This window comes from Kistimonas scapharcae (genome assembly GCF_039540975.1).
GTDB classification, from domain to species: Bacteria; Pseudomonadota; Gammaproteobacteria; order Pseudomonadales; family Endozoicomonadaceae; genus Kistimonas; species Kistimonas scapharcae.
In genome coordinates this window covers 17,990-43,694 of sequence record NZ_BAABFL010000117.1, presented here as the reverse complement: position 1 = coordinate 43,694, position 25,705 = coordinate 17,990, and the positions used below count along the sequence as shown (strand labels likewise).

Genomic DNA, 25,705 nt, shown 5'->3' with positions numbered 1-25,705 from the left:
GTTTATTCCGGTATCAGGTAACGGGATTGGCGGCGGTTCTGGAAGTCCAGCCGTTCATTCATCAGCGCGTGCATCAGCGACCAGGCGGCGTCCGCGTGGCCGGTGCGTTCGGAACGATCCGCCACGTAGGTCAGCTGGCCGCTGCCGGTGGTTGTGCGGCGGATGGACATAAAGCCCGCCGGAATGTCGGACCAGCTGGCGTCGTACTGCAGGCGGCCGTTGCTGATCACGTCCTTTGCCTTCAGCACCAGCCGGGTTTTGGTTTCCACGGAATAGACGATGGGTGTCGCCGCCGGGTAGAAGTTCTTGACCAGTTCGAACACCCCTGTGCCGGGGCCGGTCACGTCAATGCCGATGTACTGGACATTGTATTTTTTGGTCAGGTCATGGATGGACGCCGCCTGGTAGGCCCACGCGGCATTCTGCAGGGTGATCTTTTCCAGCACCCGGAAACGGCCGCCATTCTCCAGCGGCGGGGCGACCACGGTAATGGTGGCGCCATCCCGTGTCCGGCTGGGGTCGTAACCGATCCACACCGGCCGGTTCCCGAAGGGGCGTTCCATGTCCGGCTTGAAGTCCCGCCATTCCGCCCGGTCCACGGCGCAGGGTTCCAGCATTGCCAGGGTGAATTCGCTGGCGCTGTCGTCGATGAACTGGCATTCAAACAGCTGGGCGAATTCGTCGGGGCCATATTCCAGCTGCAGCTGTTCGATGTCGAACAGGTCACAGCCGCCGGCCTCGGCGTCATGGATGGTAATAATTTTCCGGTACTGGCCATCCGGGCACAGGATGCCGGACTGCAGTTCCTTGAACCCCGGCATGGATTCCAGCGGCTGGTTCAGGCGCCGCTTGCGTTCATTGAACTGGTCCATGCTCCAGAACGGATACGCCGTGTGGGACATCGCGGACGGCGTACTGAAATAGGTTTTCCGGTATTGCTTCTGGGTGGCCATGGCGCTGGCCACGGTGTTCAGCCGGGTGAAGTGCGGTATCCAGAAATATTCGTCCATATAGGTGTCGCCATGGTACGACTGGGCGGTGGCGCTATTGGTGGACAGGAAATAAAGCGTGGAGACACCCGCATCGGAATGGATCTTGATCTTGTCCCGGCCTTTCAGTTCACAGTCGAACCATTCCTGGCTAAAGCCCTGGATGTAATCGCGGAAAGTATCTGCCTGCGCCCGGGAGGCGGACAGGAATATTTTGTTTCGGCCTTCCAGCAATGCGTCGGCGAAAGCTTCCCTGGCGAAATAATACGTCGCACCGATCTGGCGGGATTTCAGCAGGTTCCTGATCCGGTGAACACGGGCATCCCATAATTCCGTTTGATAACGAAACAACCCATCAAAAAACTTTTTCTTGATAACGTCCGCATCAATGCCGGAGAAATCATTTTGTTTTTTCTTTTCCCTTGCCTTGCGTCGTCTTGCCGGACGGCTTTCCTGATCGTTATTAACATCGGAATCATTCGCCGGTTCCATGGACTGTTTTTTTACGGTTTGTTTGGTGCGGGTGTAAATCGCATTCAACCGGTCAATGGAGGTAATAAGGTTTTCGATTTCCTTAAAATGGGCATCGGTTTTTGATTCCATGCCGAACAACACCGCCAGCCGTCGGGAGGCTTCTTCCAGCGGTGTTTCCGTCTGTAGCAGATCATCCCAGGAATAGCGGTTTATCCAGCAATAGACTGTCCGCCGGGGTACGCCGGTCTGTTTTACGATTTCCGGCACCCGGTAACGGCGCAAATATAATTTTCTGCAAAGGTCTATTGTTTCGTCTGCATAAGCCATGCTGTCAGTTTATTATTCAAACGACAGGAAAAAACGAAGTTTGATTATTGGTAATGTGTGGTTTGTTAATTAACAAGAAACCACAAATACGATTCATTGAATCGCGCCATTTGTCGGCTTATGTTCGATTTAACACATTTATTTTTGTTTTGTTGAATCAACAGGCCGGACAATAAAATGCTTTTAACGCCATGGGTCACCCTCGGAAAAGCCGGGCCGACAAAAGACGGCCGCGAAATCACCGAGCAGGATTTGAAAGACGCCGCCGAATCCTACGACCAGGAAACCTACACGGCGGTGATCAATTCCGACCACATGCTGAGCTGGTACGGTAATTTCGGCACGGTCCAGCAGGTGCGCCTGGGTACGGCAAAAGATGGCGCCACCTGCCTGCAGGGTCAGCTGTCGCCCAATGTCCGACTGGTGGAGATGAACCGCAACGGCCAGCGGCTGTTTCCGTCCATGGAACTGCAGAAGAATTTCGCCAACACCGGCAAAACCTACCTGGTGGGTCTGGCGATGACGGACGAACCGGCCAGCCTGGGCACATCCATGATCAAGTTCAGTGCTCAGATGCAGGAACGAAACATCTACATGGCCGAACCGGCCGCCGAACATATCACCTTTACCCCAGAGCAGAGCAACGCAGCGCAAGCCACGGACGGCACTTCCCCCGCTGAACCCGATGACACCCGGAACCTGCTGCAGAAATTCATTTCCCTGTTACGCAACGAGCCGGAGGCCCCTTCCGGTAGTGACACCGACCAAGAGGACGACGACACCATGAAACCGGAACAGTTCACCGAGCTGAAACAGCTGTTTACCGACCAGAACGCGGCCTACAGCGCCCGGATCGACCAGCTGATCAGCGCCATGAAGCCCGGCAACGACGACGGCGCAGAAGGCAGTAACGAAAAACAGGGCGAAGACGGTGACACCGGCAACGACCAGTTCACCACCCTGAAGACCGAGATCCAGACCCTGACCGGCACTGTCACAGCGCTGCAGGCCGAGCTGGCGACATTCAAGCAGGAAAAGCCCGGCACTGAGGTTCCCGAAGGAACCGGCGGCGGCACGAAAGCATCGTTCGTCTGACACGGCGCAGCAGGGCGAGGGCAGAAACGAATTCCGGACAGATCAAGGATTAAGCAATGAAACCAAGAACACGCGAACAGTTTAACGCCCTGCGCGCGGCCATGGCCGAGTCATACGGGGTAACGGAACAGGATGTGAAAGAGTGTTTCGCAGTTTCCGAACCCATGGAAACCCGCCTGAACACCGCCATCCAGGATTCCAGCGAATTTCTGCAGCGGATCACCATGCTGCCGGTGACAGATCGCAAGGGGCAGGCGGTGACCATCGGCGTCCGCAAGCCGCTGGCGAAACGCACCAACACCACTAACAAGGACCGTTCGCCCACCCAGATGGGTTCCCCCGAAGGGCTGGAATATATCTGCAAACTGACCGAATTCGATGTGGCGTTCTCTTATGACCTGCTGGACGCCTGGGCACGGTTCGACAATTTCATGGCCCTGTACATGGCGCAGGTATACCGCCGCATTGCGCTGGACCGCATCCTGGTGGGCTGGCACGGCACATCCGCTGCGGCTGAGACTGACCCTGGCACCAATACCAACCTGGAAGACGTGAACATTGGTTGGCTGCACCTGTTGAAGACGCACAAGCCGGAACACTACCTGACCGAGTCAACGGCCAGCAGCGGCAAGATCACCATCGGCGCCGCCGGTGATTACAAGAACCTGGACCAGCTGACCTACGACGTTTACAGCATGATCCCGGACGCCCAGCGCACTGGCGCGGAAGTGGCCATCGTCGGCCGCCAGTTGGTAGCCAACGACATGGGCAAGGCATTGGCCAGCCATGCGCAGCAGCCAACGGAAAAGGGCCAGATCCTTGTCCTGGACAAATCCTACGGCGGCCTGCCCACCATCGTGGTGCCCGGTTTCCAGGAATCCGGCGTCATGGTCACCGACACCGAGAACCTGGCGCTCTACTACCAGGAAGGCAAGTCCCGCCGCCAGCAGATGGACAACAGCAAGCGCAACCAGGTGGAAGACTACATCAGCAGTAACGACGCCTACATGATCGAGAACCTGGACGGGATCGCGGCCATCGAGGCGGCAAACGTCGAGTTCAAGGAAACGGCGTAAGGCTGACAGGCTGACCACAGGCAACACGGGAGAGGGAGAGACGCAATGACGACACCGGCCATGGCTTTCCGCCAGCGCATGCTGGAACAGAAACAGGCAGAACAGCAGCGCCAACGGGTGGCCGCACTGGAGGAAACCGCCATCGAGGTGGCCGCCAGTGACTATTCCGCCTTCCAGCGCCTGCAGGCCAGCCTGGAGAAAGACATGAAACGGCTGTCGTCTTTCCCGTCCGGTACGCCCCGCAACACGGTAAAAAACGATGAACTGCTGCCGGTCTACCTGCCGGTGGTTCAGGAATACATCGACCAGGGCGAGCTCTACACCAACCCTGTGCTGGTCATGGTCATGATCTGGTTGTTCGATTGTGGCCGGGTCACCGAGGCCCTGGCCATTGCCGGTGTCGCGGTGGAACAGAAACAACCCATGCCGGAGTGGTACAAGCGCAACCTGCCCACCTTCGTGGCGGACACCGTGTTCGAGTGGGCCGACGGCGAAGCCGCCCGTGGCAACCCCGTGGAACCGTATTTTTCCGAGGTTTTCCAGCGCCTGACTGATGAGCAATGGCCCGTACCGGATGTGACCCGCATGCGGTTTCACAAGCTGGCGGGCAACCTGACCCGGGACAAGGGCGAGCACGAACAGGCGCTGGAATATTTTCTGATGGCCCAGCAGCTGGACCCGAAACGGTCCCAGGTGAAAACGGTCATCAAGGAGCTGCAGAAGCACCTGCAGCAGACAGAGACAAAGGCCAGTCCTGACCGGGGACAGACTGCGCCTTAACCGACCCTCCCCGCAGCAGGCACCTGGCCGGCGATCAGCGACGGTATCCGAAACGCTGATCACAAGGCCAGGCCCGCCTGCCCTAATTCACGACAGGAGCCCGGGACGACATGAGCCTGAGTTTTGCCGGATCACCGGCGCCGGATGTGGCTGAACTGAAACTGGTCAATGATCCGTTCTATCCGGACATCGACATGGCCACGTTCCAGACGCTTTACCGCATTCCGGCGGAGTACGGCCCGGACCTGATCGAACACCAGCTGGCGCTGGCCATCACCCGGGTGAACGACAGCCTGGCGTTCTGGCAGATCGACCAGGTCGAATCGGGTTATCCAACGCTGGGCGACGTGCCGGCGCAACAGATCAACGGCGAATCCGCCAAGGTGCAGCAGTACCGCCGGGCGGTGTTCTGCGAGTGCAAGGCGGAGATCCTGAAGGAATTCGAAACCGCCGAGCGCAAGCCGGTGGCCGAGAACCTGGCCAAGACCGGCGAGGAAACCGAGGACAAGTACCGGACATTCGCCAACCACGCGATCCGGCAGATGTGCAGCCTGCGCCGCATCGGGGTCCATACGGTATGAGCAAGCTACAGCAGATCACTGCCGACCTGGAACAACGCCTGCCACTGCTGAATATCAAGAAAGAGCAGTTCGAGAGCTGGCAGGAGGACGGCACCCTGGAACCCGGTGGCCGTCAGGAAACCGAACAGGGCGTGCACCTGCTGGACTGGAAATACCGAGCGGTCCTGTGCTTCGAGCGTATCCCCGCCCGTCATGCCGGCCTGCTGCTGGCTTTCGTGCAGGCATGGCTGGATGACAACGACCCGGATCGGGAGAACAGGCCGCTGCCTTCCCCGGAAGGGCAGATCGACATGGACGACAAGCACAAGCTGGCGGACGTGGAAATCACCGTGGAATTCATCGACCCGGTGTATGTGGTGGAAGACGACAACGGCCTGATTGATTGGGACGGCAGGAAATGGACGTTCGGAACCTATGACCTGTGGATCGCCGAAGCCGCCGTGGTAGGCCACAACGCTGACCTGCAGGAGCCGGCGCCATGACCCTGAAGGTGACGCTGGACGGCGACTTCACCCTGCGCCAGCAGCTGCAGGCCCTGCGCCTGACCCCGGCCAAGCAACGCCGGTATCACCAGCTGATGGGGCGCGAGGTGATCAAGGCCAGTCGTGGCCGGATCAAGGGCCAGCGCGACCTGAACGGCCAGCCCTGGGCAGCCCGCAAGAACGGCAGAAAACGCATGCTGACCAAGATCATGCGCGGCAGGAACGTGAAGGTCTACGCCGGCAAGGACAAGGTGACCGTCACCTGGCCCAACCGGCTGATGGGGCAGATCGCCCGCCGCCAGCAGGATGGCATCGCCGAACCGATGACCGCCCGGCGCATGGCGAAGATCCACGGCGAGAACCGCCCCGGCGAGGAAGCCACCGCCGCACAGGCCAAGGCGCTGAAAGCGGAAGGGTTCAAGGTGTACGCCGGCAAGTACAAGAGCGGCAAGACCAAAACCCGGCGCACATCACAAAAGTGGATCAAAGAGAACATGAGCAAGGCGCAGGCCGGACTGGTGCTGCGCCTGATGCGGGAAGAACAGGTCAAGACCCAGTGGGACATCCCGCTGCCGGAACGCAGTTTCCTGGGCCTGTCCGACACGGAACGGGCCGGGGTGGGCCGCGAGATATTAACCAGGCTAACCACTGAAGCCGCAACCCAATCAGGAAAACGAGGCTGACGACATGGCAACCGGACAGGTAAACGTAAACAACATCAACAGGAACCAGGGATCGTTCCCCGACATCGAACGTCAGTTCCTGTATATCGGTGTGGGTGGCAACGCCGCCAACAACGACAAGCTGCTGCCCCTGTCAGGCGACAGTGACCTTGACGCCCTGCTGGGCAATGATGCCAGCGACCTGAAAACCCAGCTGATTGCCGCGCGCCAGAACGCCGGGCAGAACTGGCAGGCGTACGTGATCCCTATCGTCCAGGACGGTGACTGGGAAGCCGCGCTGGACAGCGTCATGGAAAAACCCCACGACCTGGACGTGGAAGCGGTGGCGGTCTGCACTTTCCCGGCTGACAAGGCGGCGGTGGAATCGGCCTATGCCAAGATGGAAGACATCCGCTCCCGGTTTGCCCGGTTCATGACCTGCCACATGGCGGTGCCCGGCATCGCCGCCGATGAGGACTGGACCGCCTATCTGGCGAAAATCAAGGCGCTGAACAACGGCGTCGCCGCCAACCGGGTCAGCCTGGTGCCGCAGCTGCATGGCAACAACCTGGGCGTGGTCACCGGCCGCCTGTGCAACCGGGCGGTCAGCATTGCCGACACCCCCATGCGGGTGAACACCGGCCCCCTGGTGGGACTGGGCGATGATCCGAAGGACAGTGCCGGCACCCCCCTGACCATGGGCATCATCACCGAACTGTCCAAGGAGCGTTTCAGTGTTCCCCAGTGGTATGCCGGTTATAACGGCATGTACTGGGCGGACCACATGATGCTGGACAACCCCGGCGGCGACTTCCAGGTATATGAAAACATCCGGGTGCTGGACTACCTGGCGCGCCGTGTCCGTGTGCTGGCCATCGGCAAGATCGCCGACCGCAGCCTGAACAGCACGCCGAAGTCCATCGCCTTCAACACCACCTATTTCATGCGGCCGCTGCGCGAGTCCAGCCGGTCCACGGAGATCGGCGGCCAGCCGTTCCCGGCCATGATCCAGCCGCCTGAAGACGGCGACATCGTGATCACCTGGATTTCCCTCACAGAGGTGGAAATCTACATCCAGGCCGCGCCCTATCAATGCCCGAAAAAGATCGGCGTCTTCCTGATGCTGGATCTGGCCCGGGGTCTGGAATCTGCCGCCTGAAGGGGTGAACCATGAAAAAACGCATTAACGGAAAATCGTTTGATTTTGACCTGTCCGGGCTGTCCATCCATGTGAACAAGTTCACCCTGGACATCACCGACAACACCGCCACGGCCAAGACCAAGGGCGTGCCGGACGGTTTCACCGACGGCGACGTGGAAGGCGCCGGCGAAATCGAGGTGGATCGCACCAATTTCCGCCTGATCATTGAAGCCGCCAAGAAAAAGGGCAGCTTCCGGGGGCTGGAGCCGTTCGACATCAACGCCTTCGCACAGGCCGGCGACGATGAACTGCGGGTGGAGGCGTTCGGCGCCAAGCTGACCCTTTCCAGCCTGCTGGATGTGGACCCGAACAGTGCGGATAAATCCCTGTTCAAGATCCCCTACATGATCACCAGCCCGGATTTTGTCCGGATCGACGGCGTGCCCTACCTGGCGCCGGACGAAGTTGACAGCCTGATCTGAGGCGGACGGCATGGGAATTAACGCCAGACACTTCCGCCAGTACGTTGTCCGCCCGACCCTGCAGGAAATGGGCATGTGGTCCGAGGCGGCGGAAAACCTGATGATGGGGATCGCCGCCACGGAATCCCACCTGGGCGAGTTCCTGAAGCAGCACAACGACGGTCCCGCCGTCGGGGTGTTCCAGGTGGAGCCCGCCACCGCCGCCGACGTGATCCTGCGCTACCTGGACGAACGGGAAGACCTGGACGACCGCTTCCAGGATGCCTTCCGGCTGCTGGATGACCGGGATCTGGACTGGGGCGACATTTCCCTGGACCGCATCACCGAAAAGCTGGTCACGGATCTGCGCTTCAGCTGCGCGGTGGCCCGTGTCCGCCTGTGGATGGTGCCCGAGCCCCTGCCGGCCGCACACAACATTCCCGGGCTGGCCCGCTACTGGAAGCAGCACTACAACACCGCCGGCGGCAAGGGCACGGCGGAAAAATTCATTCGTGACTACAGGGAGATGGTGGCCTGATGGAACCGCTGACGATCATCAAGGCCGCATCCCTGATCGCTGACATCACCGGCGTGGGCGAATGGATCGGCAAGCTACTGGGCGGCGACAAGGGCGAAACCGTCGCCCGGGAAGTGATCAACCAGGCGCAGGTGCTGACCGGCGCGTCCAGCATGGACGAGGCCATCGCCGTCCTGAATGCAGACAAGGCCAAGGCCCGGGCATTGCGGGAACGGCTGATCGAACACCGGGAAACCCTGATCCGGCTGGCCAACGAAGACCGGCAGAACGCCCGGGCTTTATATGAAAAGAAAAACGCCACGGCGGACAAGGTGGCGGACAGGATCATGAAATGGAACCTGCCGCTGATCGCGCTGCTGGTTTCCGGGTATGTCCTGATTTTTATTTACGTGCCGGAACGTGATCCGGCGGTTCTGGCCAGCAGTGCCCTGACCCTGGTGCTGAAAGGATTACTGGATGAACGCACCACGCTGATCCAGTTCTTTTTCGGCGCCAGCAGCAAGGATGAAGTGAATGAACCAGGCGGCTGACATCTTCACCATCACCGAAACCGGCGCGGCCATCATCGGCGCCGTGCTGATCATGCTGATCGGGATTCTGGTCTGGATCTTCAAGCTGATCCTGAACCACCTGGTGGATCTGGATAAGGCATCCGAAGCCATCCAGCACGAACTGAGCGAACACAAGCTGGAGGTGGCCAAGCACTACGCCACCCGCGTCTATGTCGAGGACGCCATGAAACAGATCATGGCCCGGTTCGACAAGCTGTTCGACGAAATACACAAGGTCCGTAACGAACAATACGCCCGTAAAGAGAAATAACCCGGAGGGACTATGGCAGACAAGACCGGCAAGCGCGTGATCATTACCGCAGGCGAACAGATCCTGCACTTCAGCGTCACGCTGGACGACTTCCACCGCTACCAGAACGAAATGTCCATGGACAACAAGGTGACGCCCAGCAAGAACTTCCTGGCGCGCACCGTTGAAGCGGATGACCAGGCGGTCATGGAACAACTGATCAGTGAAGGCTATGCGCTGGATCTGGCCGCCATGGTGGCCGGTGAGTTCCGCCCCGCGCTGGAACTGTCGGTAAAAAAATAAACGCCGTGGTCACACGGCTGCAGGACGACACGCTGGGTCAGGGCATTGCGCTGGCCCATGCCTGGTTCCCCGGGCGACACATCGACGAAGACGCCATCGGGGAAGCGATCTGGCTGGAGAAACACCGGTCCAGCAACCTGAAAAATTTGGTAACCGAGGCGGTTTGTTCCGCGTTCAAGGGCAGATAAATGTCGGCAGCACTGGAAAAGCTGATGTTCACCGTGGCCATGGTGGACCAGGTCAGCAAACCCATCGCAGCGGTGGACAAGGCCATCGGCGGCATGAAAAAGAATGCCACCGAAGGGTTCAGCGCCATCCAGCAGGGTGCCGTCGGCCTGGTGGCGTCCGGTTTAGCCCTGCAGGGCATACTGGGGCCTGCCATCGAGATGGACCGCGCCCTCGGGGAAGTCCGTTCCCTGGGCGTGGCGGACAAGGAACTGAAAACCCTGACCGCCACCGCGCTGGATTTCAGTATCCAGTACGGCAAAAGCGCCAGCGACTTTGTCCGCTCCAGTTACGACATCCAGAGCGCCATCGCCGGGCTGAACAACGGCGAGCTGGCGAAGTTCACCGAGGCGTCCAACCTGCTGGCCGCCGCCACCAAGGCCGACGCCGCCACCGTCACCAGTTACATGGGCACCATGTACGGCATCTTCCAGAGTGAAGCCGAAGCCATGGGCAAGGCGGAATGGGTGCAGATGCTGACCGGCCAGACGGCCACCGCCGTGCAGATGTTCAAGACCACCGGCGCCGAGATGAGCAGCGCGTTCACCAGCCTGGGGGCGAACGCCCAGTCCGCAGGCATCAGCCTGACCGAACAGATGGCCGTGCTGGGCAAACTCCAGGCGACCATGTCCGGCAGCGAGGCCGGCACAAAATACAAATCGTTCCTGGCCGGGGTGGGCAATGCCCAGACCGCGCTGGGGCTGTCCTTTACCGATTCCGAGGGCAGGATGCTGCCCATGCTCCAGATCATGGAACAACTGCAGGGCAAGTTCGGGGACACCCTGGACGTGGCCGAGTCCGACGCCCTGAAAAAGGCGTTCGGGTCCGAGGAAGCGGTATCCATGATCAAGCTGCTGATGGCCGACACCGCCGGGCTGGCCGCCAACATCGACCAGCTGGGCAAGGTCACCGGCATGGACAAGGCCGCGCAGATGGCCGGCGCCATGGTTGATCCGTGGGAACAGTTCGCCAGTTCCGTGGACGCGGTCCGCGTCGTGTTCGGTCAGGCCCTGCTGCCGGTGATCAATCCGGTCATGCAGGATCTGGCCGCAGGTGGTGCGCAGCTGGCGGAGTGGATGCAGATGTTCCCCAACATCACCCGCTGGATCGGTTATGTCGTTGTGGGGGTGCTTACCCTGTCGGCGGCATTTGCTGCCATGACCATTGCGACAGGAATCACCAAGCTGGCTATCGGAGGAATGAACGCAGTTTTCATGATCATGACCGGTGCAATGAAGGCGCTGCAGCTGGTCACCCTGCTGTGGAACGGTGCGATCTGGCTGGTCAACGCCGCACTGCTGGCCAACCCCATCACCTGGGTGATCGTCGGCATCATCGCGCTGATCGCCGCCGTCGGGGCGCTGGTTTACTGGTGGGATGACCTGAAACAGGCGTTCCTGGACAGCACCTGGGGCCAGGCGATCATGGGCGTGATCGGCAACATCATCAACCTGTTCCGGGGGCTGGGAAAAATCTTTGACTGGGTGATCGAAAAGATCAACCTTATCCCCGGCGTCGAGATCGGCGGGGCGGACACCACCGTCACCGGCACCACCCAGTCCGCCGACGTACCGGCCGGCGGCGTCACCCAGCAGCTGGCCACCGCCGTGGGCGGCAACAAGGCCGGCAGCCAGTACGGCGATATTCACATCAACAGCCAGGAAAGCATGGGCCCCGCCCAGCTGGATGAATGGCTGGCGGTGCAGGGAGGCTGATATGCAGGCGACTGACAACGCGAAATACATCGACCTGACCATTAAAGACGACGACATCCTGCTGGATGCCGCCGGCGTGCCCGTCTACTGCTGGGACCGGGACAGCATCGGGCAGGACCTGCAGCACGCGATCCGGGAGTCCGGCCACCTGGTGGCCATGATCGGCGAGCGGGACCGGGAGGTGCGCCGCCTGCAACTGCAGAAGATCCGCATCCTGGTGGAAGACGACACCCGCATCGTGCCCGGCACCGTGGAACTGGCCCTGCTGACCCCGGGGTTCCCCGGCAACCGGGGGGAATGGCTGCTGTCAGCGGATACCTATGAATTCGGGCCGGTGGAATACAACCTGAACGCAATCGCGGGGCAACAATGAGCAATAACGACACCACGCTGAACCTGGACAACCTGACCCCCGAGGAACAGGCGTTCCGTGACGCCATGGAACAGTCCGGCATACCCACCACCGCCGACGGGCTGAAAGCCGAGTTCCAGAAACTGGCGGACGACGAGGGGCTGAAGTTTTCCAATAACAGCGCCTTTTCCCCGTTCTGGCGCCTGATCACCAGCGTGGCCATCACCCCGGTGCTGTGGCTGATCGCTTTCATTATCCGGTTTGTGCTGCCGCAGTCGTTCGCCAAGTTGGCCACCGATTCGTTCCTGGACTGGTTCGCCTGGGCTTACGACACCGAACGCAAACCCGCCACCGCCCTGAAGGGGGAAATCACCTTCCACCGGGACAGCATCGGCACTGCCCTGACCATCAACGCCAGCACCTGGATCAAGACCCTGCCCATCAATGGCACGGTGTACCGGGTGAAGGTAACGACAGACACCGACTTTCCGGTCAACGCCCCGTCCGCCCGGGTTCCCGTGGAAGCGGAGAAAACCGGCACCGCCTACAACCTGGCAGCCGGTTATTTCACCATCCTGGAAGAACCCGTCACCGGCGTGACCGAGGTCACCAACGCCAACGACTGGATCACCATTCCCGGCGCGGATGAAGAAGACGACAACAGTCTGCGGCTGCGGCTGCGCAACCTGTTCACGGCGCTGGGTGATTACCATGTTGATGCCGTCTATCGCGCCATGATCGCGGAGAATATCGGATTCCGTCCCGACCGCATCTATTTCCGCCACAACGCACCGCGCGGTCCCGGATCGGCAGACGCCTTTGTCCTGTTCGATGCCGGTGTTCCGTCCCAGGGTTACCTGGACCAGGTCAATGACCACATCCGCAACCAGGGCCACCACGGCCATGGCGACGACCTACTGACCCAGGCATTGCCGGAAACCCAGCACGCCATCAGCGGTACGTTCTGGATCAACCCCAACCTGGACAGCGAACAGCAGGCCGCCCTGAAAACCGCCGTGGAACAGTGCATCCGCTGCGCCTTTCGGGAAAACACCGATTACACCGTGACCCAGACCTGGCCGTTCAGCCGTTTTTCCTTTTCCCAGCTGGACAAGGAACTGCACCAGCTGTTCCCGGACCTGCGCAGCATCAAGTGGGGGCAGGATGACATTGTCAGCGACCTGGACGTGCCCCGCATCAGCAGCCTGACCCTGACCTGGTCACTGGAGGCGCTGCAATGACACCGGAGCAGCCCAAGCGCCCCGACATCCAGCTGCCGGTCTGGCAGGAAGGCCAGCCGGAACCGGCCATCGACGCCCCCGAAGGCGAGCTGGTGAAGTTCGCCCGGGTCATGGACAAATGGTGGAACCAGGTGCAGGCGTGGCTGTACTGGCCCCTGACCGGGTTCGATGTGGACAACGCCCCGCTGGTGATCGTGGACATGATCGCCTGGCAGCGGGATATCGACCGCTACCCGGGGGAGCCGGAATGGCTTTACCGCCGCCGGGTCAAGCACGCCAAGGCCAACGCCGAGGACGCCGGTTCAGTGATCGGTTTCAAGCGGATCTGGGAACGCATGGAACTGGGGTACATCGAACTGGACGAACGCATCCCCGGGCAGGACTGGGACATCATCCGGCTGAACATTACCGAGACACTGATCGCCGAACGCCCGGAACTGCTGGACATCATCATCCGCATGTACGGCCGCACTTGCCGCCGTTACGAATGGACAACCATTGCACCGCTGACCCTGACCATGCGCTGTATTGCGTTTCATGACGCCCAGCAGTGCATGGTGGCAAGCATCGAGGACTGACCGACCATGGCGAGGATCACCAACCAGGGGAAAGCCCTGATCGCACAGAAGCAGGCCGCCGGGCAACCGGTGGTCATTGACCGGTTTATCTGGGCGCACATTCCCGGGCTGGATCACACCCAGCCGGTCAACCCGGACGAACCCATGCCGTCCGCCGGGCAGATCAAGAACGACGCCGCACCCACACAGGCCGGTTACGTGAATCCGGATCTGGTCGTGTACTCCAGTGTCCTGGGTTCCAACATCGGCACCTGGTCGTTCAACTGGCTGGGGCTGGCCAGTGGTGACACCCTGGTGGCGGCCAACTATGTCCCGGAGCAGGACAAGACGGCGACCACCGGCGACGACATCGGCAACAACCTGACCAAGAATTTCGCGCTGCAATACCGGGATGCCCAGGACACCAGTGGCGTCACCATCAGCGCGGACACCTGGATGATCGACTGGACCGCCCGGCTGGACGGTATCGACGACAGGGAGCGGAACGCGAACCAGGACATCTATGGCCGCCAGACGTTTATAAACGACGGATTCAAGGTGGAACGCAACGGCGGCTACACCCTGAAGGCCGGCTGGGGTTATGTGGCCGGCGTCCGCATCAACCAGGCGGCGGACGCTGACCTGGGTGATCCCGGCGCACTGCCGAAGGATGTCTGGCTGGACGTAGCGCTGGAAGGGGATATCACCGGCGTGGTGGCGACGGTCACACCCAAGTTCAGTAATACGACACTGACCGATTACACCGACAGCGCTGGCCGGGTGCATTACCTGGAAAAGATCGCAGCAATCAATGGCGCCGGCGTGGTGACTGACCAGCGCACCAGCGTAACCGTGGCCGACGGGGAAACCCTGGCGGATCTGTTTCTGCAGAAGGCAGGGCCGGCGGATGAAACCACCGCAGGTACAGCACGGGAAGCGACGCTGGCGGAAGTTGTCGCCGGGACGCTGTCGAAAATATTTGTGTCACCGGCAAAACTGAAAGCGTGGTGGGATCAGGTCAGGGTCTGGGACAACATCAAGAACAAACCGGCAACGGCAACCCGCTGGCCCGATCATTCTGAAGTGGATGGACTGGGAAGTGCTGCAACAAAAAATGCAGGGAAAGAAAGCGGAGACGTAGCACTTCTAGGTGACCCAGAATCAGGAACCGGAGGCGCCATTGTTATCGCTTCAGGTAGAACGCCAAATGGCTCATGGGAAAAACGCAACGACGGAATGCTTATTCAATACGGAAAAAAGAGCATTCCAAGCGGCAACGGCAAAACGACAACAATTGCCTTTCCTATTGCCTTTATTGATACAAGCTACACGGTGGTTGGAGATCATGAAAACAGAACACCAACACAAGGTACGAACCTAGTTAACGTTGGTCCGGCAACAGTATCAGGTTTCTATGCCACAACGTGGTTCTGGGTTCCGGGTAGCACAACGGTAAACTTTATCGCAAAGGGGCGTTGGAAATGAATTATTACTGGTTGAGTAATATTGCTTATCCAGACGATGGTCTGACTCCTATTCCTGAGGACGCAGTCGAAATTCCTATTGATCATTGGTTCATGTCACTGAAAGAAATTCCCGAAGGAAAGGAAGTAGACACAGGGCCAGACGGATTACCTGTTTTGATTGATTTGCAGATATCGGTTTATGAGTTGGCAATTTTCAAATTAAAAACCATCAACAACATGGCAGACGCCATGCTGCAACCCATCACCAGCACCTATCCCAATATCGAGATTATCAGCTGGGACAAGCAGGAGATCGAGGCGCGGCGCTGGCAGGAATGGCAGGACGGTGACCAAACCGAACCGGAACCGCCCACCAGTTACATCGACAATATCCTACTGACCCGAAAAGACGTGGATAAACCGGAACTGATCCGGCGAATCATCTACAAGGCTGACACGTTTTCACAATCCGGACAGGTCACCGGCATCCGCCAGACCCTTGAAAAACAGATCGAATCCATCCTGGCGGATGACACCCTGACCGACGACCAGAAACGCGAAGCCATCAACGCCATCGACGCCCGCGCGGCCTTTTCCGTGGTGACCCTATGACCTGGGCGCCCGTGACGGTCACGGAACCGGCCACCCCGTCAGGCGTATCGGCCACCGCCGATCCGGTGCTGGACCAGGTGCCCGGCGAACTGACAAGCGCCGGCAGTCGTTTGTCCGGCATCAGCGGGCGCGCAGCCTTTTCCCCGTCACCACTGGCCGGTCAGGCCGGTGGGATTCGCGACGCACGGCAACAGCTGGCCAGCCTGCTGGAAGGCGGCGCCATGGCGCTGACCGTCCACCCGTGGACCATGGCCGTGGCAGAACCCGGCGGGGTGGACACCCCGAACCGGGGCTGGCTGAGTCCGGACGGTGCCAGCGCCGCACTGGCCGCCAAACTGCGCGACCCCATGGAACCCCGAAAGGACAATGTCCGGGAATGCCTGGCGGTGCTGGTCTGTGCCGGCGGTTATCAGTCGTTTGCCGATACCCTGGCGCAACTGAACACCGTACTGCCACTGGCCGGCCTGCCGTTCGCCGAACGCCGAGCCCGTCAGCTGGCCAGCTGGGAGCGGGACAAGTGGCAGCGCGCTGTCGCCCCTGCGAACCCGCGCTGGCAAAGCAGACGACACCGGCAGGATGACACCGCCGCCGGTATCCGTGACAACCTGGGAACACTGGTGGCCACCGTGGAACAGTACGCCGCCGACGGCGACCCGGTCACCGAACTGCAGGCACTGCTGGCCAAGCGATCCGCACGTCTGGCAGAACGGCGCCAGGCATGGGCGGATTTCCGCACCGCGCTGGCCGGTGGTACCGGCTGGGTGGTGTCACTGCAGGGCGATCCGGAACAGATGGCCCGTTCCCTGGACGGGATCACCCCGCCGTCCGCCAGCTGCACCCTGACGGCACTGGTGGCACTGGCCGGTCCCGCCGGTTCACTGGATTATTTCCGGGAGGTGTTCGGACTATGATGCTGGACAACTACAAGATCCCCGGCAAAAACCTGAAGGTCAGCCTGGTGCTGCCACTGGCCCGCAAGGATATCAGCGGCCAGACATCCAGCACCGACACCGTCAGCACCGGCAACAAGGCCAAGACGCTGGCCATCGCCCTGACCGTTCCCCACAAGCAACCCGGCGACCTGCGCCGCCTGGCAGCGAAAGCCCAGGCGCTGGACACCGCCGGCAAGCCCATGGTGTACGTGATCAGTGACGACCTGGCCGAGGCCATGGACATCCGGCAGGTGGAATTTACGGGTGACTTCCGGGTGGATGAACAGGATAACCTGCAGGCCTGGTCTGTCCGTTTCAGCCTGCGGGAACACCTGTCCGTTCCGGAGAAAAAAGAACAACGGCAGGAGAAGCCGACCCCGCAGGAGACACCCGCCACCGGCGACACTGTGGCGGCGACACCGGAGGAAACCCCGGTCAATGCCCGGGAGCTGACCGGGTTCGAATCCTTCCTGGCCAAGATCGACCAGGCGCTAGGGGGCACGGTGGACACTGAAACAACCTGACGGACGGCCGCCATGCAACTGATCAAGCGCGTAGTAATCAACGGTAACGATGTGAAACTGGTCAACGACAACCTGGTGCGCGAACTGCAGACGCCGGGTGTCGCGGTGCTTGTGGTGGAGTCCGACAAGCCGCTGGCCGAAGGGAACCTGGTGCAGTATTCACTGGGCTGGCGCCGTGACAGCGTCCGGATCTGGTTCCTGGGCTACATCGAGCAGGTGATCCCCATGGACAACCGCCAGCGTCGTCTGCTGGTGCGCGAACTGCCCGCCACCCTGAACCGGCGCATGCCCATGGCCCTGCGCCACTGCAGTGTCAGCGATGTGCTGGCCGCCATTGCCGCCGACACCGGCCTGCAGTTCACCCTGGGCAAGGGCGAATGGCGGGACCGCCGTGCGCCGTTTTTCTTCCATACCGGCGGCGGCTACCTGGCCATGGACAGCATCGGCGCCGCCTTCCGTATCCCGAACTATGTCTGGCAGCTGCAAAGCGACGGGCGGGTGTACGTGGGGTCCTGGTCTGGCCTGCCCGACACCGGCGCCGTGGTGCCGGTGCCCGTGCGCCAGCTGACCGCCTACACCGCCGGAAACAGCGCCAGCGTGCCCACATTGCCGCGATTCCATCCCGGCATCCGTATCCAGATTGGCGACAGTGACCCGGTGATCATCACCCGGGTGGAACAGCAGGGTGCCGGCATGCGGCTGGCCTGGAGCGCCAACCCCTGGGACTTGCGACTAAAGAGGACCGCAGCGGCATGATGACCGAAACCGTCCGCCGGATCGTGAACCGGCTGTTACCCGAGATCCGCGCCGGCTATCACCTGCCGGCGTTCGCCGTGGTGGAGAGCATCACCGACGCACCGGCCAGGGGGGGATTGTCTGATCCGTTCCGCAGCCGTTACGCGGTGAATGTACGACTACTGACAGAGGATGGCGCCATCGACACCGCCGTTCCCCTGCTGGAAGGGCTGCCGGTGGTCATGACCGCCGCCGCCCAGGAACGTGGCCTGCTGGGATTGCCGCAACCGGGCGCGCTAGTGGAAATCGCCTGGGCCTACGGCCGACCCCACAAGCCCTATGTCCGGGGCGTGCTGCCCGACCGTCAGAGCATGCCGGAATGTGACGCCGACTGGCAGACCTGGCAACAGCGCCACGGCTGTTTCCAGCAGGTGGATGACGCCGGCAACTGGAAGCGCCACACCGACGGCGAGATCAACGACGACTGTCGCACCAGTGTATTGAAGACCCAGGAACGGCTGCTGGAACTGGTCAACGAACTGAAGACGGTGGCGGAGCATTCCACGGAGGACGTGGAAGGGATCAAGCGCATAGAGGCCGGCGCGCTGAAGCTGCTGTCAGCCGGTCACGCCAACCTGGGCGCAGCGGACAACGTCAACCTGACCGCCGGCGCCGACATCAACTTGACCACCGGCCGCAACTGCCGCAGCGTGGCCACGGGCTCGCACCACCTGGAAGGGAAGAAAGTCTGGCTGGGCGACAGCGCCAACAACGTGCTGGCCATCCTGGGGGAATTCATGACCGTGACCGCCAACGCCCTGACCGAACTAGCCGGACACACCCACGGATCGGACGGCCTGCCAACGGTGAAAGCATCAGTGGAACAGAAGGCCACCGAGATCCAGACCAGCAAGACCGCCAAGCTGGACCCGATGACGAAGTGATAGGAAGACCGGCAGCAGTGACTGGTTGCCGGTTCACAGGATTATTGTGTGCGGGATTCGTTGGCCTTTCTTCGTTCTCTCATGTCTTCCAGAGCATCATCGTACCCGCGTTTCCACTCTACATCGTCATCACTTATTTCTGCCCAGTATTCAGGGTCAGCGACACCAGTACGACCCGCATGATAGCCCTGACTGTATGCGTCCTGTTCGTTGTCGTATTCATCATCCATTCGCACATCTCCCCGTTTGATTTACATGACCAGGTAACCGCCTAGCAGTGCCACCACTATCGACATAATAAGAAACCCTTTTACATTTTCTGTCTTTATCTGTTTCACCGTACCGGGTTTGGCTATTTCGATAACTGAGGCGATAGCACCGATCACGCCCATCAGAATTAAAGTTTTACCCAACATAATGAACCCCGCCTTACCTTGACTGGAGAGGACAACGCACACACCAGGCGATCGCGTTGTCATGGAAGAATCATCCGGGAATATAACGATTCATCGGCACCGGCCACAACCACCCGAAGTCCGCCGAACCGGTCAGACCCTTATAATAGATGACACTTGTCACACATAACCCCGCCAACCTGAACCAGCACCACCCGAAACCAGAAAGCAATTATTAATTACTGACTATCGTCACCAGTTACGGCAGCACACACCACCCACAAGCAATCCCCCGCCCGATCCTGCGACAGATCCGCCACCACAATCCCCTGCGAACCCAGCACGGCCGCGCCAATCCAAACCCACCCCAAAAAACCACTCCTCCTCCCGCCTGCGCGCTTCGTGCACTGGTTTTTTGTGCAGTTATTGCGTGTGCAGCAGGGAAGGCTGAAAGCAGTGATCAGGCTGGGTTATGGCGTATTTACGGCAGTGCACAGAGTGCAGGAAAGTGTTATGTGGTGAAAATGATCAATCTATCGAAATGGAAGGACGCCAGTTCTATTCAGGGGTGACGGTATCAAGACTGGGATGCACGGACGTGACACGAATGTGACACTTTAGGCTATTTTCAGGGCTGTGACACCCTTGTGACACTTTGGTCGAATCCAGCCGGAAGGCGCTAAAACACTGGATTCGTGGGGGTTGTGTGGTGGGCCCAGAAGGACTTGAACCTTCGACCTGCCGATTATGAGTCGGATGCTCTAACCAACTGAGCTATGGGCCCGCGCGGCGAGATTATACGCATAGTGACACTGTGATGCCATACCCCCGACAGGGTTAAGCATCGACAAATTATGCTCCACTCAGATTACCAATAATTGCTTGTGCTGAGCAACGCCGAATCCGGGCAAAAAGCTGGACTATAGTTTTCTAAGGGATAGCTGTCACACGGAGTGTGTATCCTTTGAGAAGTCTCGCATTAGTCCTGTATGGGGTGTTAGGGCTGGCTGTTAGTGCGATTGCCAGTGATGTATCAGATTCAGCTCATCAAACTGACAACTCCCCGCAGGCTCGTCAAAAAATTGTCGAATGGCAGCAGTTGGTTGAACATCTGCGCTCGCTGAGTGATCTTGAGCGCCTGGAACAGACCAACCGTTTCTTTAATAAGCTGACCTTTGTGAACGATGACAAACTCTGGCAAAGGGAAGACTACTGGGCCTCACCCAAAGAGATGTTGTCTGTGGGAGCTGGTGATTGTGAAGATTACGCCATTGCAAAGTTCTTCAGCCTGAAACAGGCAGGTATTGATGAAAGCCGTCTGCGCCTGGCTTATGTGCGATCACTCACGTTAAATCAGGCCCATATGGTACTGCTGGTTATTCCTGAGCATGGGGGTACGGCCCTGGTACTGGATAATCTGGTAACCGATATTCTGCCAGTATCGGATCGCGACGATTTAATGCCGGTCTATGCCTTTAATTCCGAGGATCTCTGGCTACTGGATCGTAATTTTGGTGAACGATGGGTCGCTGCAGCCTCAAGGCTTGGGGCATGGCGTGCATTTCGTGCACGGGAAGGTGACCTGTTTTCTGAATGACGGATAGGACACATCTTATCCGTTAGTATGTCTTGCGTTAACTGCCTGACGAATCCCTAACATTTCTCCTCAAACGCTAGTGGTTCTCCCCGAGTTTGCCCATAATACCGACACTCGGGGAAGGCCTGTCAGAATAAAGGAGAAATCATGTCGCTGGACAGATTCAAGGAGCGGTTTGCGGGAGCTGCCAGTTATCTGCGCAATCCGTTTGCCGGCCATAAAGCGGTTAATGTACTGATCATTACCCTTGTCACCCTTTTCATCCTGGTGAATGTGGTTCTGGGTATTTACTGGAGCCGTGAGCCGGATCTGCTTAATGTCAGACAGGAAGCGGCACAGAAAGCACAACAGCTGAGCCGTGAGGTTGTGCCGGGCTTTACCTCCACGACAACCGCGATTCGGATAGGTGAAACCCTGCTGGACAAGCCGGGTGGCTATCTGCGCAATGACATCATGCCTCCCAGTGTACTGCTGGATAACATGCCTAACTGGGAGCTGGGTGCATTAATTCAGCTTCGGGACTTTACCCGCGCATTGCGTAAAGAATTCAGCCGTTCACAATCCCAGTCGAGAGAGGATCCGGATCTGGCCATTGCCGAACCGCAATTCAACTTTGATTCCAATAGTTGGGCATTGCCATCCAGTGAAGGCGAGTACCGTCGCGGCATTAAGCGTCTCGACAGCTACCTGGGCCGACTGTCTGATCCTAACGATCCGGCACAGTTCTATTCACGAGCGGATAACCTGACCGATTGGTTGAAAGATGTGGAAACGCGTCTTGGATCCCTGTCCCAGCGTCTTAGCGCCAGTGTTGGCAAGGCTCGTCTGAATACTGATCTGGCCGGCGATGCGGAGGCTGTACAGTCGACGCCCAGTGAGTCAGAGGTTGTTGTCAAAACGCCCTGGTACAAGATTGATGATATTTTCTATGAAGCACGCGGTACCTCATGGGCGTTAATTGCACTGTTAAGCGCCGTGGAAGTGGATTTCGCTGATGTGCTGGAAAAGAAAAACGCCCGGGTCAGCCTGCGACAGATTATCCGCGAACTACGTGAAACTCAGGAGCCGCTGGGTAGCCCCATCATTTTGAATGGTGATGGTTTTGGTATTCTTGCCAACCACTCGCTGGTGATGGCGAACTATATTTCCCGCGCCAATGCAGCGATCATTGATTTACGTAGATTGCTTGAGCAGGGGTAACCCTGCCTTGAGGATGTCATGGTATGAGTAAGAGCAGCAGGCTGGTGTATTCCACGGATCAGGGACGGATTCGCGAGGAAAAGCCTGAGGAAGTCCTTCCCGAAACAGACGGCATTGTCCGTGTAAGACCGGAAAAGAAAGGTCGGGGTGGTAAGACGGTTACGGTGATTACCGGCTTGCCCATGACGGGTAATGACCTGAAAGCGTTAGCGAAACAACTTAAAAAACGCTGTGGCGGTGGTGGTGCCGTTAAAGATGGTAATGTCGAGTTGCAGGGAGACCATGTTGAAGTCATGGTTGCGGAACTGACGAAGCTGGGTTATCAGGTCAAACGATCAGGTGGGTAAATCAGGCCGGTTATACTATGCCCCTGTCTTGCAAACAGGGGCAGGCCGTTCAACCGAGCTGTACCGGAATGGCGTTTGCAGTATGGTCGATGGTGTTGTCTTTGTTCAGATAGATCAGAGCAGGCTTGTGGTTCTCCAGTTCTTCCTCAGAATAACTGGCATAAGCACAGATAATCACCCGATCCCCAACTGAAACCTTACGGGCCGCAGCACCATTCATGGAAATCATCCGTGAACCGTCTTCGCCACGGATAATATAGGTGGTGAAACGCTCACCATTGTCTTTATTATAAATCTGGATCTGCTCGTATTCACGTAGCCCCGCCATATCCAGCCACTCACCGTCGATGGCGCAGGAACCCTCGTAATTCAAAACGGCATGGGTCACAGAGGCCATATGGAATTTGGCCTTGAGCATAATGTTGTGCATTCAATCCCCTCGTATGGAACACTCGTCGGATCGGGGATAGCCCCCCGGCGGAGGTCGAAGATTAAACCCTGCCCGCCCGTTCGGCAAGCAGGGTTCTAACGGCAGCTCGTCCGTAGGATTCCCTAGAGATCAATCTGGATATTGTCGATCAGGCGGGCACGACCAAGGGCGGCAGCGGCCAGGATGACCAGCTCTTTATCCGCCAGTGTTGCCGGTTGCAACGTATGGCGGCTGACGATGTTGAAGTAATCCGGCTTGAAACCGGCGCGGGCCAGTTTGACGAACGCATCACGGTGCAGGGCATCGTAGTTGCGGTCGCCGGCAATGATTGACTCACGGGCTGCGCTCAGTGTCTGGTACAGGGTTGACGCTGTCTGTTTCTCTTCCGCAGACAGATAGCCATTACGGGAACTCAATGCTAGTCCATTCTCAGCACGGGCAATGGGGGCGCCGATGATTTCCACGGGCAGCATCAGGTCATTGACCATCTTCCTGATGATGCAGAGCTGCTGGAAATCTTTCTCACCAAACACGGCGTAGTCAGGTTGTACGATATTGAACAGCTTGGTGACCACGGTCGCAATACCGGTAAAGAACCCGGGGCGGCTTTTGCCGCAATGCATGCCATCCAGGGCATCGACACGAACGACAGTGTGATGTTCTGCACCTTCCGGATAAATCTCATGGGAAGAGGGCGCAAAGACCAGCTGTACATCGAGGGCTTCCAGTAATGCCTGATCTTCCTCAAAGGTACGTGGATAGCTGTCGTAATCCTCATTGGGACCAAATTGCAGCTGGTTCACATAGATACTGACAACGACTTCATCTGCCAGTTCTTTCGCTTTTTTGACCAGCGACAGGTGTCCGTCGTGCAGGTTCCCCATGGTAGGAACAAAGGCGATGCTGCGCCCCTGTGCTCTGGCTCTGCGGATATAGTCCCTAGTGTCGTTTATGCTGTAGACAGTTTTCATTCTGAATAAAATCCGTGTTCCGGTCCGGGGAAGCGGTTTTCTTTGACATCGCTGACAAACGCGGCGACGGCGGCTTGTGGGGATCCGCTGTCTGTCATGAAGTTTTTGACAAATCGTGGACGACGGCCGGCCGTCATACCCAGCATGTCATAAATAACCAGTACCTGACCGTCGGTGTCGGGACCCGCACCAATGCCGATCACGGGAATATTGACGGCCATGGTGATTTCACGAGCCAGCTGGGTGGGAACGCATTCAAGCAACAGGAGGTTGGCGCCCGCCTGTTCTAAAAGGCAAGCGTCTTCTATCATGCGATTGGCACTGCCAGTGTCTTTCCCTTGAACCTTGTAGCCCCCCAGCATACTCACAGTTTGTGGAGTCAAGCCAAGGTGGAGGCAGGTGGGAATGCCACGCTCAGAAAGCTTCTTGACGGTCGGGCACAGCCAGCGTCCCCCTTCCAGTTTGATGATATCGGCACCTGCCTGCATGAGTGCGGCACAGTTCATTATCGACTGCTCTTCCATCGCAGACGCCATAAACGGCATATCCGCCATCAGTAGGGCGCCCTGGTTACCACGACTGACACAGCGGGTGTGGTAGACCATATCATCAATAGTGACGGGCACAGTGCTGGAGTGCCCCTGGCAGACCATGCCAAGGGAATCACCGATAAGGATCACTTCTGTGCCGTTACTGCTTACCAGGTTGGCCTGCGTCGCATCATAAGCGGTGAGACAGGTGAATTTTTCGCCGGACTGCTTCAGGGCAGCGAGAGTATGCAGTGTTATTTGAGTCATTGGTAATGTTGCCTTGGTCGCCTGAGCGAATGTCAGGCAGGCCGTTAAAAACCTTTTATATGACGGGAAACGGTAATAGTGGGGCTATATTGGTGGAAAGCTGCGCGTATTTCCAGTGGGGATTCACCTTGTTATGCCTTTACGGCAGTACCTGACTGACCGATGACATCGGTCAGTCAGGAAATATCTATGGATATAGTCGGGTTAAAGTTCAGAAGGCTTGGGGTTGAAATAATGTCGGCCTTTTCGGCATGACATGATTTCTTCAACCAGTTGACGATAATCCTGCTCGTTGTGAACAAGGTCGATTTCTGACGCATTCACAATCAACAGAGGGGATTGGTCATAGTAGTGAAACAACTCTGCATAGGCTTCGTTCAAGCGTTTCAGGTAACCGTGGCCAATCAGTTTTTCTGCTTCCTCGCCCTGTTCGCGGATGCGCTCTTTCAGGATGTCAACCGGTGCCTGCAGGTAAATAACAAGATCGGGAGTCGGCAGGTCTTTTGTCTGCATTTCATAGGCACGGTTGTACAGTTCCAGTTCATCTGCAGAAAGGTACATTTCGGCAAACAGGAGATCTTTCTCCATACAGAAGTCGGACACCCGCACAGAACGGAACAGATCATTCTGGCGGATTGACTGTAACTGGCTGGCCCGGTGAAACAGGAAGTGAAGCTGGGTTGCCAACGCCATCTGTCGTGGATGGCGATAGAAGCGGCTGAGGAAAGGATTATCCTGTGGGCTTTCTTCCAGCAGTATATCGTAATTAAAGGTTGCCGCCAGACGCCTTGCCAGCGTCGTTTTTCCAACACCAATAGGACCTTCAACGGCAATGAAGCGCGGGAAGTCTTCCTTTTCAGGTGTTGGTGATGCGTCTGCAGTATACGGTAATGTGGCGGCTTCCATGACAGCTCCTTTCATTCACAACAATGCACACTTTCCACTAAGTATCCTG

General features: G+C 58.5%; 34 protein-coding genes and 1 tRNA gene. 26 read left to right on the top strand and 9 right to left on the bottom strand.

Annotation, left to right across the window (positions count from 1 at the left end; all coding sequences use genetic code 11):
* Window positions 1-2: 2 nt before the first annotated feature.
* The gene (locus ABD892_RS07285; RefSeq protein ID WP_345194791.1) at window positions 3-1,790 is read right to left on the bottom strand and encodes a terminase large subunit domain-containing protein; all 1,788 of its coding nucleotides are present in this window, start codon (window positions 1,788-1,790) and stop codon (window positions 3-5) included.
* Window positions 1,791-1,967: 177 nt separating this feature from the next.
* Here ABD892_RS07285 and ABD892_RS07280 point away from each other — a divergent pair, with 177 nt between their 5' ends.
* From ABD892_RS07280 to ABD892_RS07170, 23 genes are all read left to right on the top strand, one after another.
* Complete coding sequence (locus ABD892_RS07280) at window positions 1,968-2,885, top strand: GPO family capsid scaffolding protein (RefSeq protein ID WP_345194790.1); 918 nt, start codon at window positions 1,968-1,970, stop codon at window positions 2,883-2,885.
* 56 nt (window positions 2,886-2,941) lie between these two features.
* Entirely contained in the window at window positions 2,942-3,961 is a 1,020-nt protein-coding gene (locus tag ABD892_RS07275; protein WP_345194789.1) for a phage major capsid protein, P2 family, read from the top strand.
* Between the two features lie 45 nt (window positions 3,962-4,006).
* The gene (gene gpM, locus ABD892_RS07270; RefSeq protein ID WP_345194788.1) at window positions 4,007-4,741 is read left to right on the top strand and encodes a phage terminase small subunit; all 735 of its coding nucleotides are present in this window, start codon (window positions 4,007-4,009) and stop codon (window positions 4,739-4,741) included.
* Window positions 4,742-4,851: 110 nt separating this feature from the next.
* Window positions 4,852-5,322, top strand: coding sequence for a head completion/stabilization protein (locus ABD892_RS07265; protein WP_345194787.1), 471 nt, complete (start codon window positions 4,852-4,854; stop codon window positions 5,320-5,322).
* Entirely contained in the window at window positions 5,319-5,804 is a 486-nt protein-coding gene (locus ABD892_RS07260) for a phage tail protein (protein ID WP_345194786.1), read from the top strand. The genes ABD892_RS07265 and ABD892_RS07260 overlap by 4 nt, the downstream gene beginning before the upstream one ends.
* Window positions 5,801-6,487 carry a phage virion morphogenesis protein gene (locus ABD892_RS07255; RefSeq protein ID WP_345194785.1) on the top strand — a complete coding sequence of 229 codons (687 nt, stop codon included), beginning with the start codon at window positions 5,801-5,803 and terminating at the stop codon, window positions 6,485-6,487. The genes ABD892_RS07260 and ABD892_RS07255 overlap by 4 nt, the downstream gene beginning before the upstream one ends.
* Window positions 6,488-6,491: 4 nt before the next feature.
* On the top strand, window positions 6,492-7,625 hold the full coding sequence (locus ABD892_RS07250) for a DUF2586 domain-containing protein (RefSeq protein ID WP_345194783.1): 1,134 nt from the start codon (window positions 6,492-6,494) through the stop codon (window positions 7,623-7,625).
* An 11-nt stretch (window positions 7,626-7,636) separates the two neighbouring features.
* Window positions 7,637-8,089 (top strand): phage protein, encoded by a 453-nt coding sequence (locus ABD892_RS07245; RefSeq protein WP_345194782.1) that lies wholly within the window; start codon window positions 7,637-7,639, stop codon window positions 8,087-8,089.
* A 10-nt stretch (window positions 8,090-8,099) separates the two neighbouring features.
* Entirely contained in the window at window positions 8,100-8,606 is a 507-nt protein-coding gene (locus ABD892_RS07240) for a hypothetical protein (protein WP_345194781.1), read from the top strand.
* Window positions 8,606-9,136 (top strand): hypothetical protein, encoded by a 531-nt coding sequence (locus ABD892_RS07235; protein WP_345194780.1) that lies wholly within the window; start codon window positions 8,606-8,608, stop codon window positions 9,134-9,136. The genes ABD892_RS07240 and ABD892_RS07235 overlap by 1 nt, the downstream gene beginning before the upstream one ends.
* Window positions 9,120-9,428 (top strand): hypothetical protein, encoded by a 309-nt coding sequence (locus tag ABD892_RS07230; RefSeq protein ID WP_345194779.1) that lies wholly within the window; start codon window positions 9,120-9,122, stop codon window positions 9,426-9,428. The genes ABD892_RS07235 and ABD892_RS07230 overlap by 17 nt, the downstream gene beginning before the upstream one ends.
* 12 nt (window positions 9,429-9,440) lie before the next feature.
* The gene (locus ABD892_RS07225; RefSeq protein ID WP_345194778.1) at window positions 9,441-9,710 is read left to right on the top strand and encodes a putative phage tail assembly chaperone; all 270 of its coding nucleotides are present in this window, start codon (window positions 9,441-9,443) and stop codon (window positions 9,708-9,710) included.
* 5 nt (window positions 9,711-9,715) lie between these two features.
* Window positions 9,716-9,898, top strand: a complete 183-nt coding sequence (locus ABD892_RS07220) for a DUF6890 family protein (RefSeq protein WP_345194777.1) — start codon at window positions 9,716-9,718, stop codon at window positions 9,896-9,898.
* The gene (locus ABD892_RS07215; RefSeq protein ID WP_345194776.1) at window positions 9,899-11,650 is read left to right on the top strand and encodes a phage tail tape measure protein; all 1,752 of its coding nucleotides are present in this window, start codon (window positions 9,899-9,901) and stop codon (window positions 11,648-11,650) included. It abuts the gene before it with no gap.
* A gap of 1 nt (window position 11,651) precedes the next feature.
* Window positions 11,652-12,023: a DUF2590 family protein gene (locus ABD892_RS07210; RefSeq protein ID WP_345194775.1), complete on the top strand. Its 372-nt coding sequence runs from the start codon at window positions 11,652-11,654 to the stop codon at window positions 12,021-12,023.
* Window positions 12,020-13,243 (top strand): baseplate J/gp47 family protein, encoded by a 1,224-nt coding sequence (locus ABD892_RS07205; RefSeq protein WP_345194774.1) that lies wholly within the window; start codon window positions 12,020-12,022, stop codon window positions 13,241-13,243. Before ABD892_RS07210 ends, ABD892_RS07205 begins: the two co-directional genes overlap by 4 nt.
* Entirely contained in the window at window positions 13,240-13,821 is a 582-nt protein-coding gene (locus ABD892_RS07200) for a phage tail protein (protein ID WP_345194773.1), read from the top strand. Before ABD892_RS07205 ends, ABD892_RS07200 begins: the two co-directional genes overlap by 4 nt.
* A gap of 6 nt (window positions 13,822-13,827) precedes the next feature.
* Window positions 13,828-15,285, top strand: coding sequence for a phage tail-collar fiber domain-containing protein (locus ABD892_RS07195; RefSeq protein WP_345194772.1), 1,458 nt, complete (start codon window positions 13,828-13,830; stop codon window positions 15,283-15,285).
* A complete protein-coding gene (locus tag ABD892_RS07190; protein ID WP_345194770.1) occupies window positions 15,282-15,878 on the top strand; it encodes a hypothetical protein in 597 nt (198 codons plus the stop codon). Before ABD892_RS07195 ends, ABD892_RS07190 begins: the two co-directional genes overlap by 4 nt.
* Complete coding sequence (locus tag ABD892_RS07185) at window positions 15,875-16,789, top strand: hypothetical protein (RefSeq protein WP_345194769.1); 915 nt, start codon at window positions 15,875-15,877, stop codon at window positions 16,787-16,789. The genes ABD892_RS07190 and ABD892_RS07185 overlap by 4 nt, the downstream gene beginning before the upstream one ends.
* Window positions 16,786-17,334, top strand: a complete 549-nt coding sequence (locus ABD892_RS07180; RefSeq protein ID WP_345194768.1) for a baseplate complex protein — start codon at window positions 16,786-16,788, stop codon at window positions 17,332-17,334. The genes ABD892_RS07185 and ABD892_RS07180 overlap by 4 nt, the downstream gene beginning before the upstream one ends.
* Before the next feature lie 12 nt (window positions 17,335-17,346).
* Window positions 17,347-18,090: a hypothetical protein gene (locus ABD892_RS07175; RefSeq protein ID WP_345194767.1), complete on the top strand. Its 744-nt coding sequence runs from the start codon at window positions 17,347-17,349 to the stop codon at window positions 18,088-18,090.
* On the top strand, window positions 18,087-19,013 hold the full coding sequence (locus ABD892_RS07170) for a hypothetical protein (protein ID WP_345194766.1): 927 nt from the start codon (window positions 18,087-18,089) through the stop codon (window positions 19,011-19,013). Before ABD892_RS07175 ends, ABD892_RS07170 begins: the two co-directional genes overlap by 4 nt.
* A gap of 41 nt (window positions 19,014-19,054) precedes the next feature.
* Here the strand turns inward: ABD892_RS07170 and ABD892_RS07165 are convergent, their stop codons facing one another.
* The 4 genes from ABD892_RS07165 to ABD892_RS07150 form a co-directional block, all read right to left on the bottom strand.
* Window positions 19,055-19,249, bottom strand: coding sequence for a hypothetical protein (locus tag ABD892_RS07165; RefSeq protein WP_345194765.1), 195 nt, complete (start codon window positions 19,247-19,249; stop codon window positions 19,055-19,057).
* A 15-nt stretch (window positions 19,250-19,264) separates the two neighbouring features.
* Window positions 19,265-19,492, bottom strand: coding sequence for a hypothetical protein (locus tag ABD892_RS07160; protein ID WP_345194763.1), 228 nt, complete (start codon window positions 19,490-19,492; stop codon window positions 19,265-19,267).
* Between the two features lie 155 nt (window positions 19,493-19,647).
* Window positions 19,648-19,779, bottom strand: coding sequence for a hypothetical protein (locus ABD892_RS07155; protein WP_345194762.1), 132 nt, complete (start codon window positions 19,777-19,779; stop codon window positions 19,648-19,650).
* Between the two features lie 336 nt (window positions 19,780-20,115).
* Window positions 20,116-20,192 (bottom strand) — tRNA-Ile (locus tag ABD892_RS07150).
* Window positions 20,193-20,372: 180 nt separating this feature from the next.
* On the opposite strand from ABD892_RS07150, the gene ABD892_RS07145 reads away from it, so the two are divergent.
* From ABD892_RS07145 to yciH, 3 genes are all read left to right on the top strand, one after another.
* Window positions 20,373-21,005, top strand: a complete 633-nt coding sequence (locus ABD892_RS07145) for a transglutaminase-like cysteine peptidase (RefSeq protein WP_345194761.1) — start codon at window positions 20,373-20,375, stop codon at window positions 21,003-21,005.
* A gap of 147 nt (window positions 21,006-21,152) precedes the next feature.
* Complete coding sequence (locus tag ABD892_RS07140) at window positions 21,153-22,205, top strand: DUF2333 family protein (protein ID WP_345194760.1); 1,053 nt, start codon at window positions 21,153-21,155, stop codon at window positions 22,203-22,205.
* Between the two features lie 23 nt (window positions 22,206-22,228).
* Complete coding sequence (gene yciH, locus ABD892_RS07135; RefSeq protein WP_345194759.1) at window positions 22,229-22,552, top strand: stress response translation initiation inhibitor YciH; 324 nt, start codon at window positions 22,229-22,231, stop codon at window positions 22,550-22,552.
* A 49-nt stretch (window positions 22,553-22,601) separates the two neighbouring features.
* Here the strand turns inward: yciH and panD are convergent, their stop codons facing one another.
* The 4 genes from panD to ABD892_RS07115 all read right to left on the bottom strand — a co-directional run bounded on the left by panD (window position 22,602) and on the right by ABD892_RS07115 (window position 25,656).
* On the bottom strand, window positions 22,602-22,982 hold the full coding sequence (panD, locus tag ABD892_RS07130) for an aspartate 1-decarboxylase (RefSeq protein ID WP_345194757.1): 381 nt from the start codon (window positions 22,980-22,982) through the stop codon (window positions 22,602-22,604).
* A gap of 122 nt (window positions 22,983-23,104) precedes the next feature.
* Window positions 23,105-23,953 carry a pantoate--beta-alanine ligase gene (gene panC / locus ABD892_RS07125; RefSeq protein WP_345194756.1) on the bottom strand — a complete coding sequence of 283 codons (849 nt, stop codon included), beginning with the start codon at window positions 23,951-23,953 and terminating at the stop codon, window positions 23,105-23,107.
* Window positions 23,950-24,750, bottom strand: coding sequence for a 3-methyl-2-oxobutanoate hydroxymethyltransferase (gene panB, locus ABD892_RS07120; RefSeq protein ID WP_345194755.1), 801 nt, complete (start codon window positions 24,748-24,750; stop codon window positions 23,950-23,952). Before panB ends, panC begins: the two co-directional genes overlap by 4 nt.
* Before the next feature lie 204 nt (window positions 24,751-24,954).
* Window positions 24,955-25,656, bottom strand: a complete 702-nt coding sequence (locus tag ABD892_RS07115) for a deoxynucleoside kinase (protein ID WP_345194753.1) — start codon at window positions 25,654-25,656, stop codon at window positions 24,955-24,957.
* Window positions 25,657-25,705 lie beyond the last annotated feature (49 nt).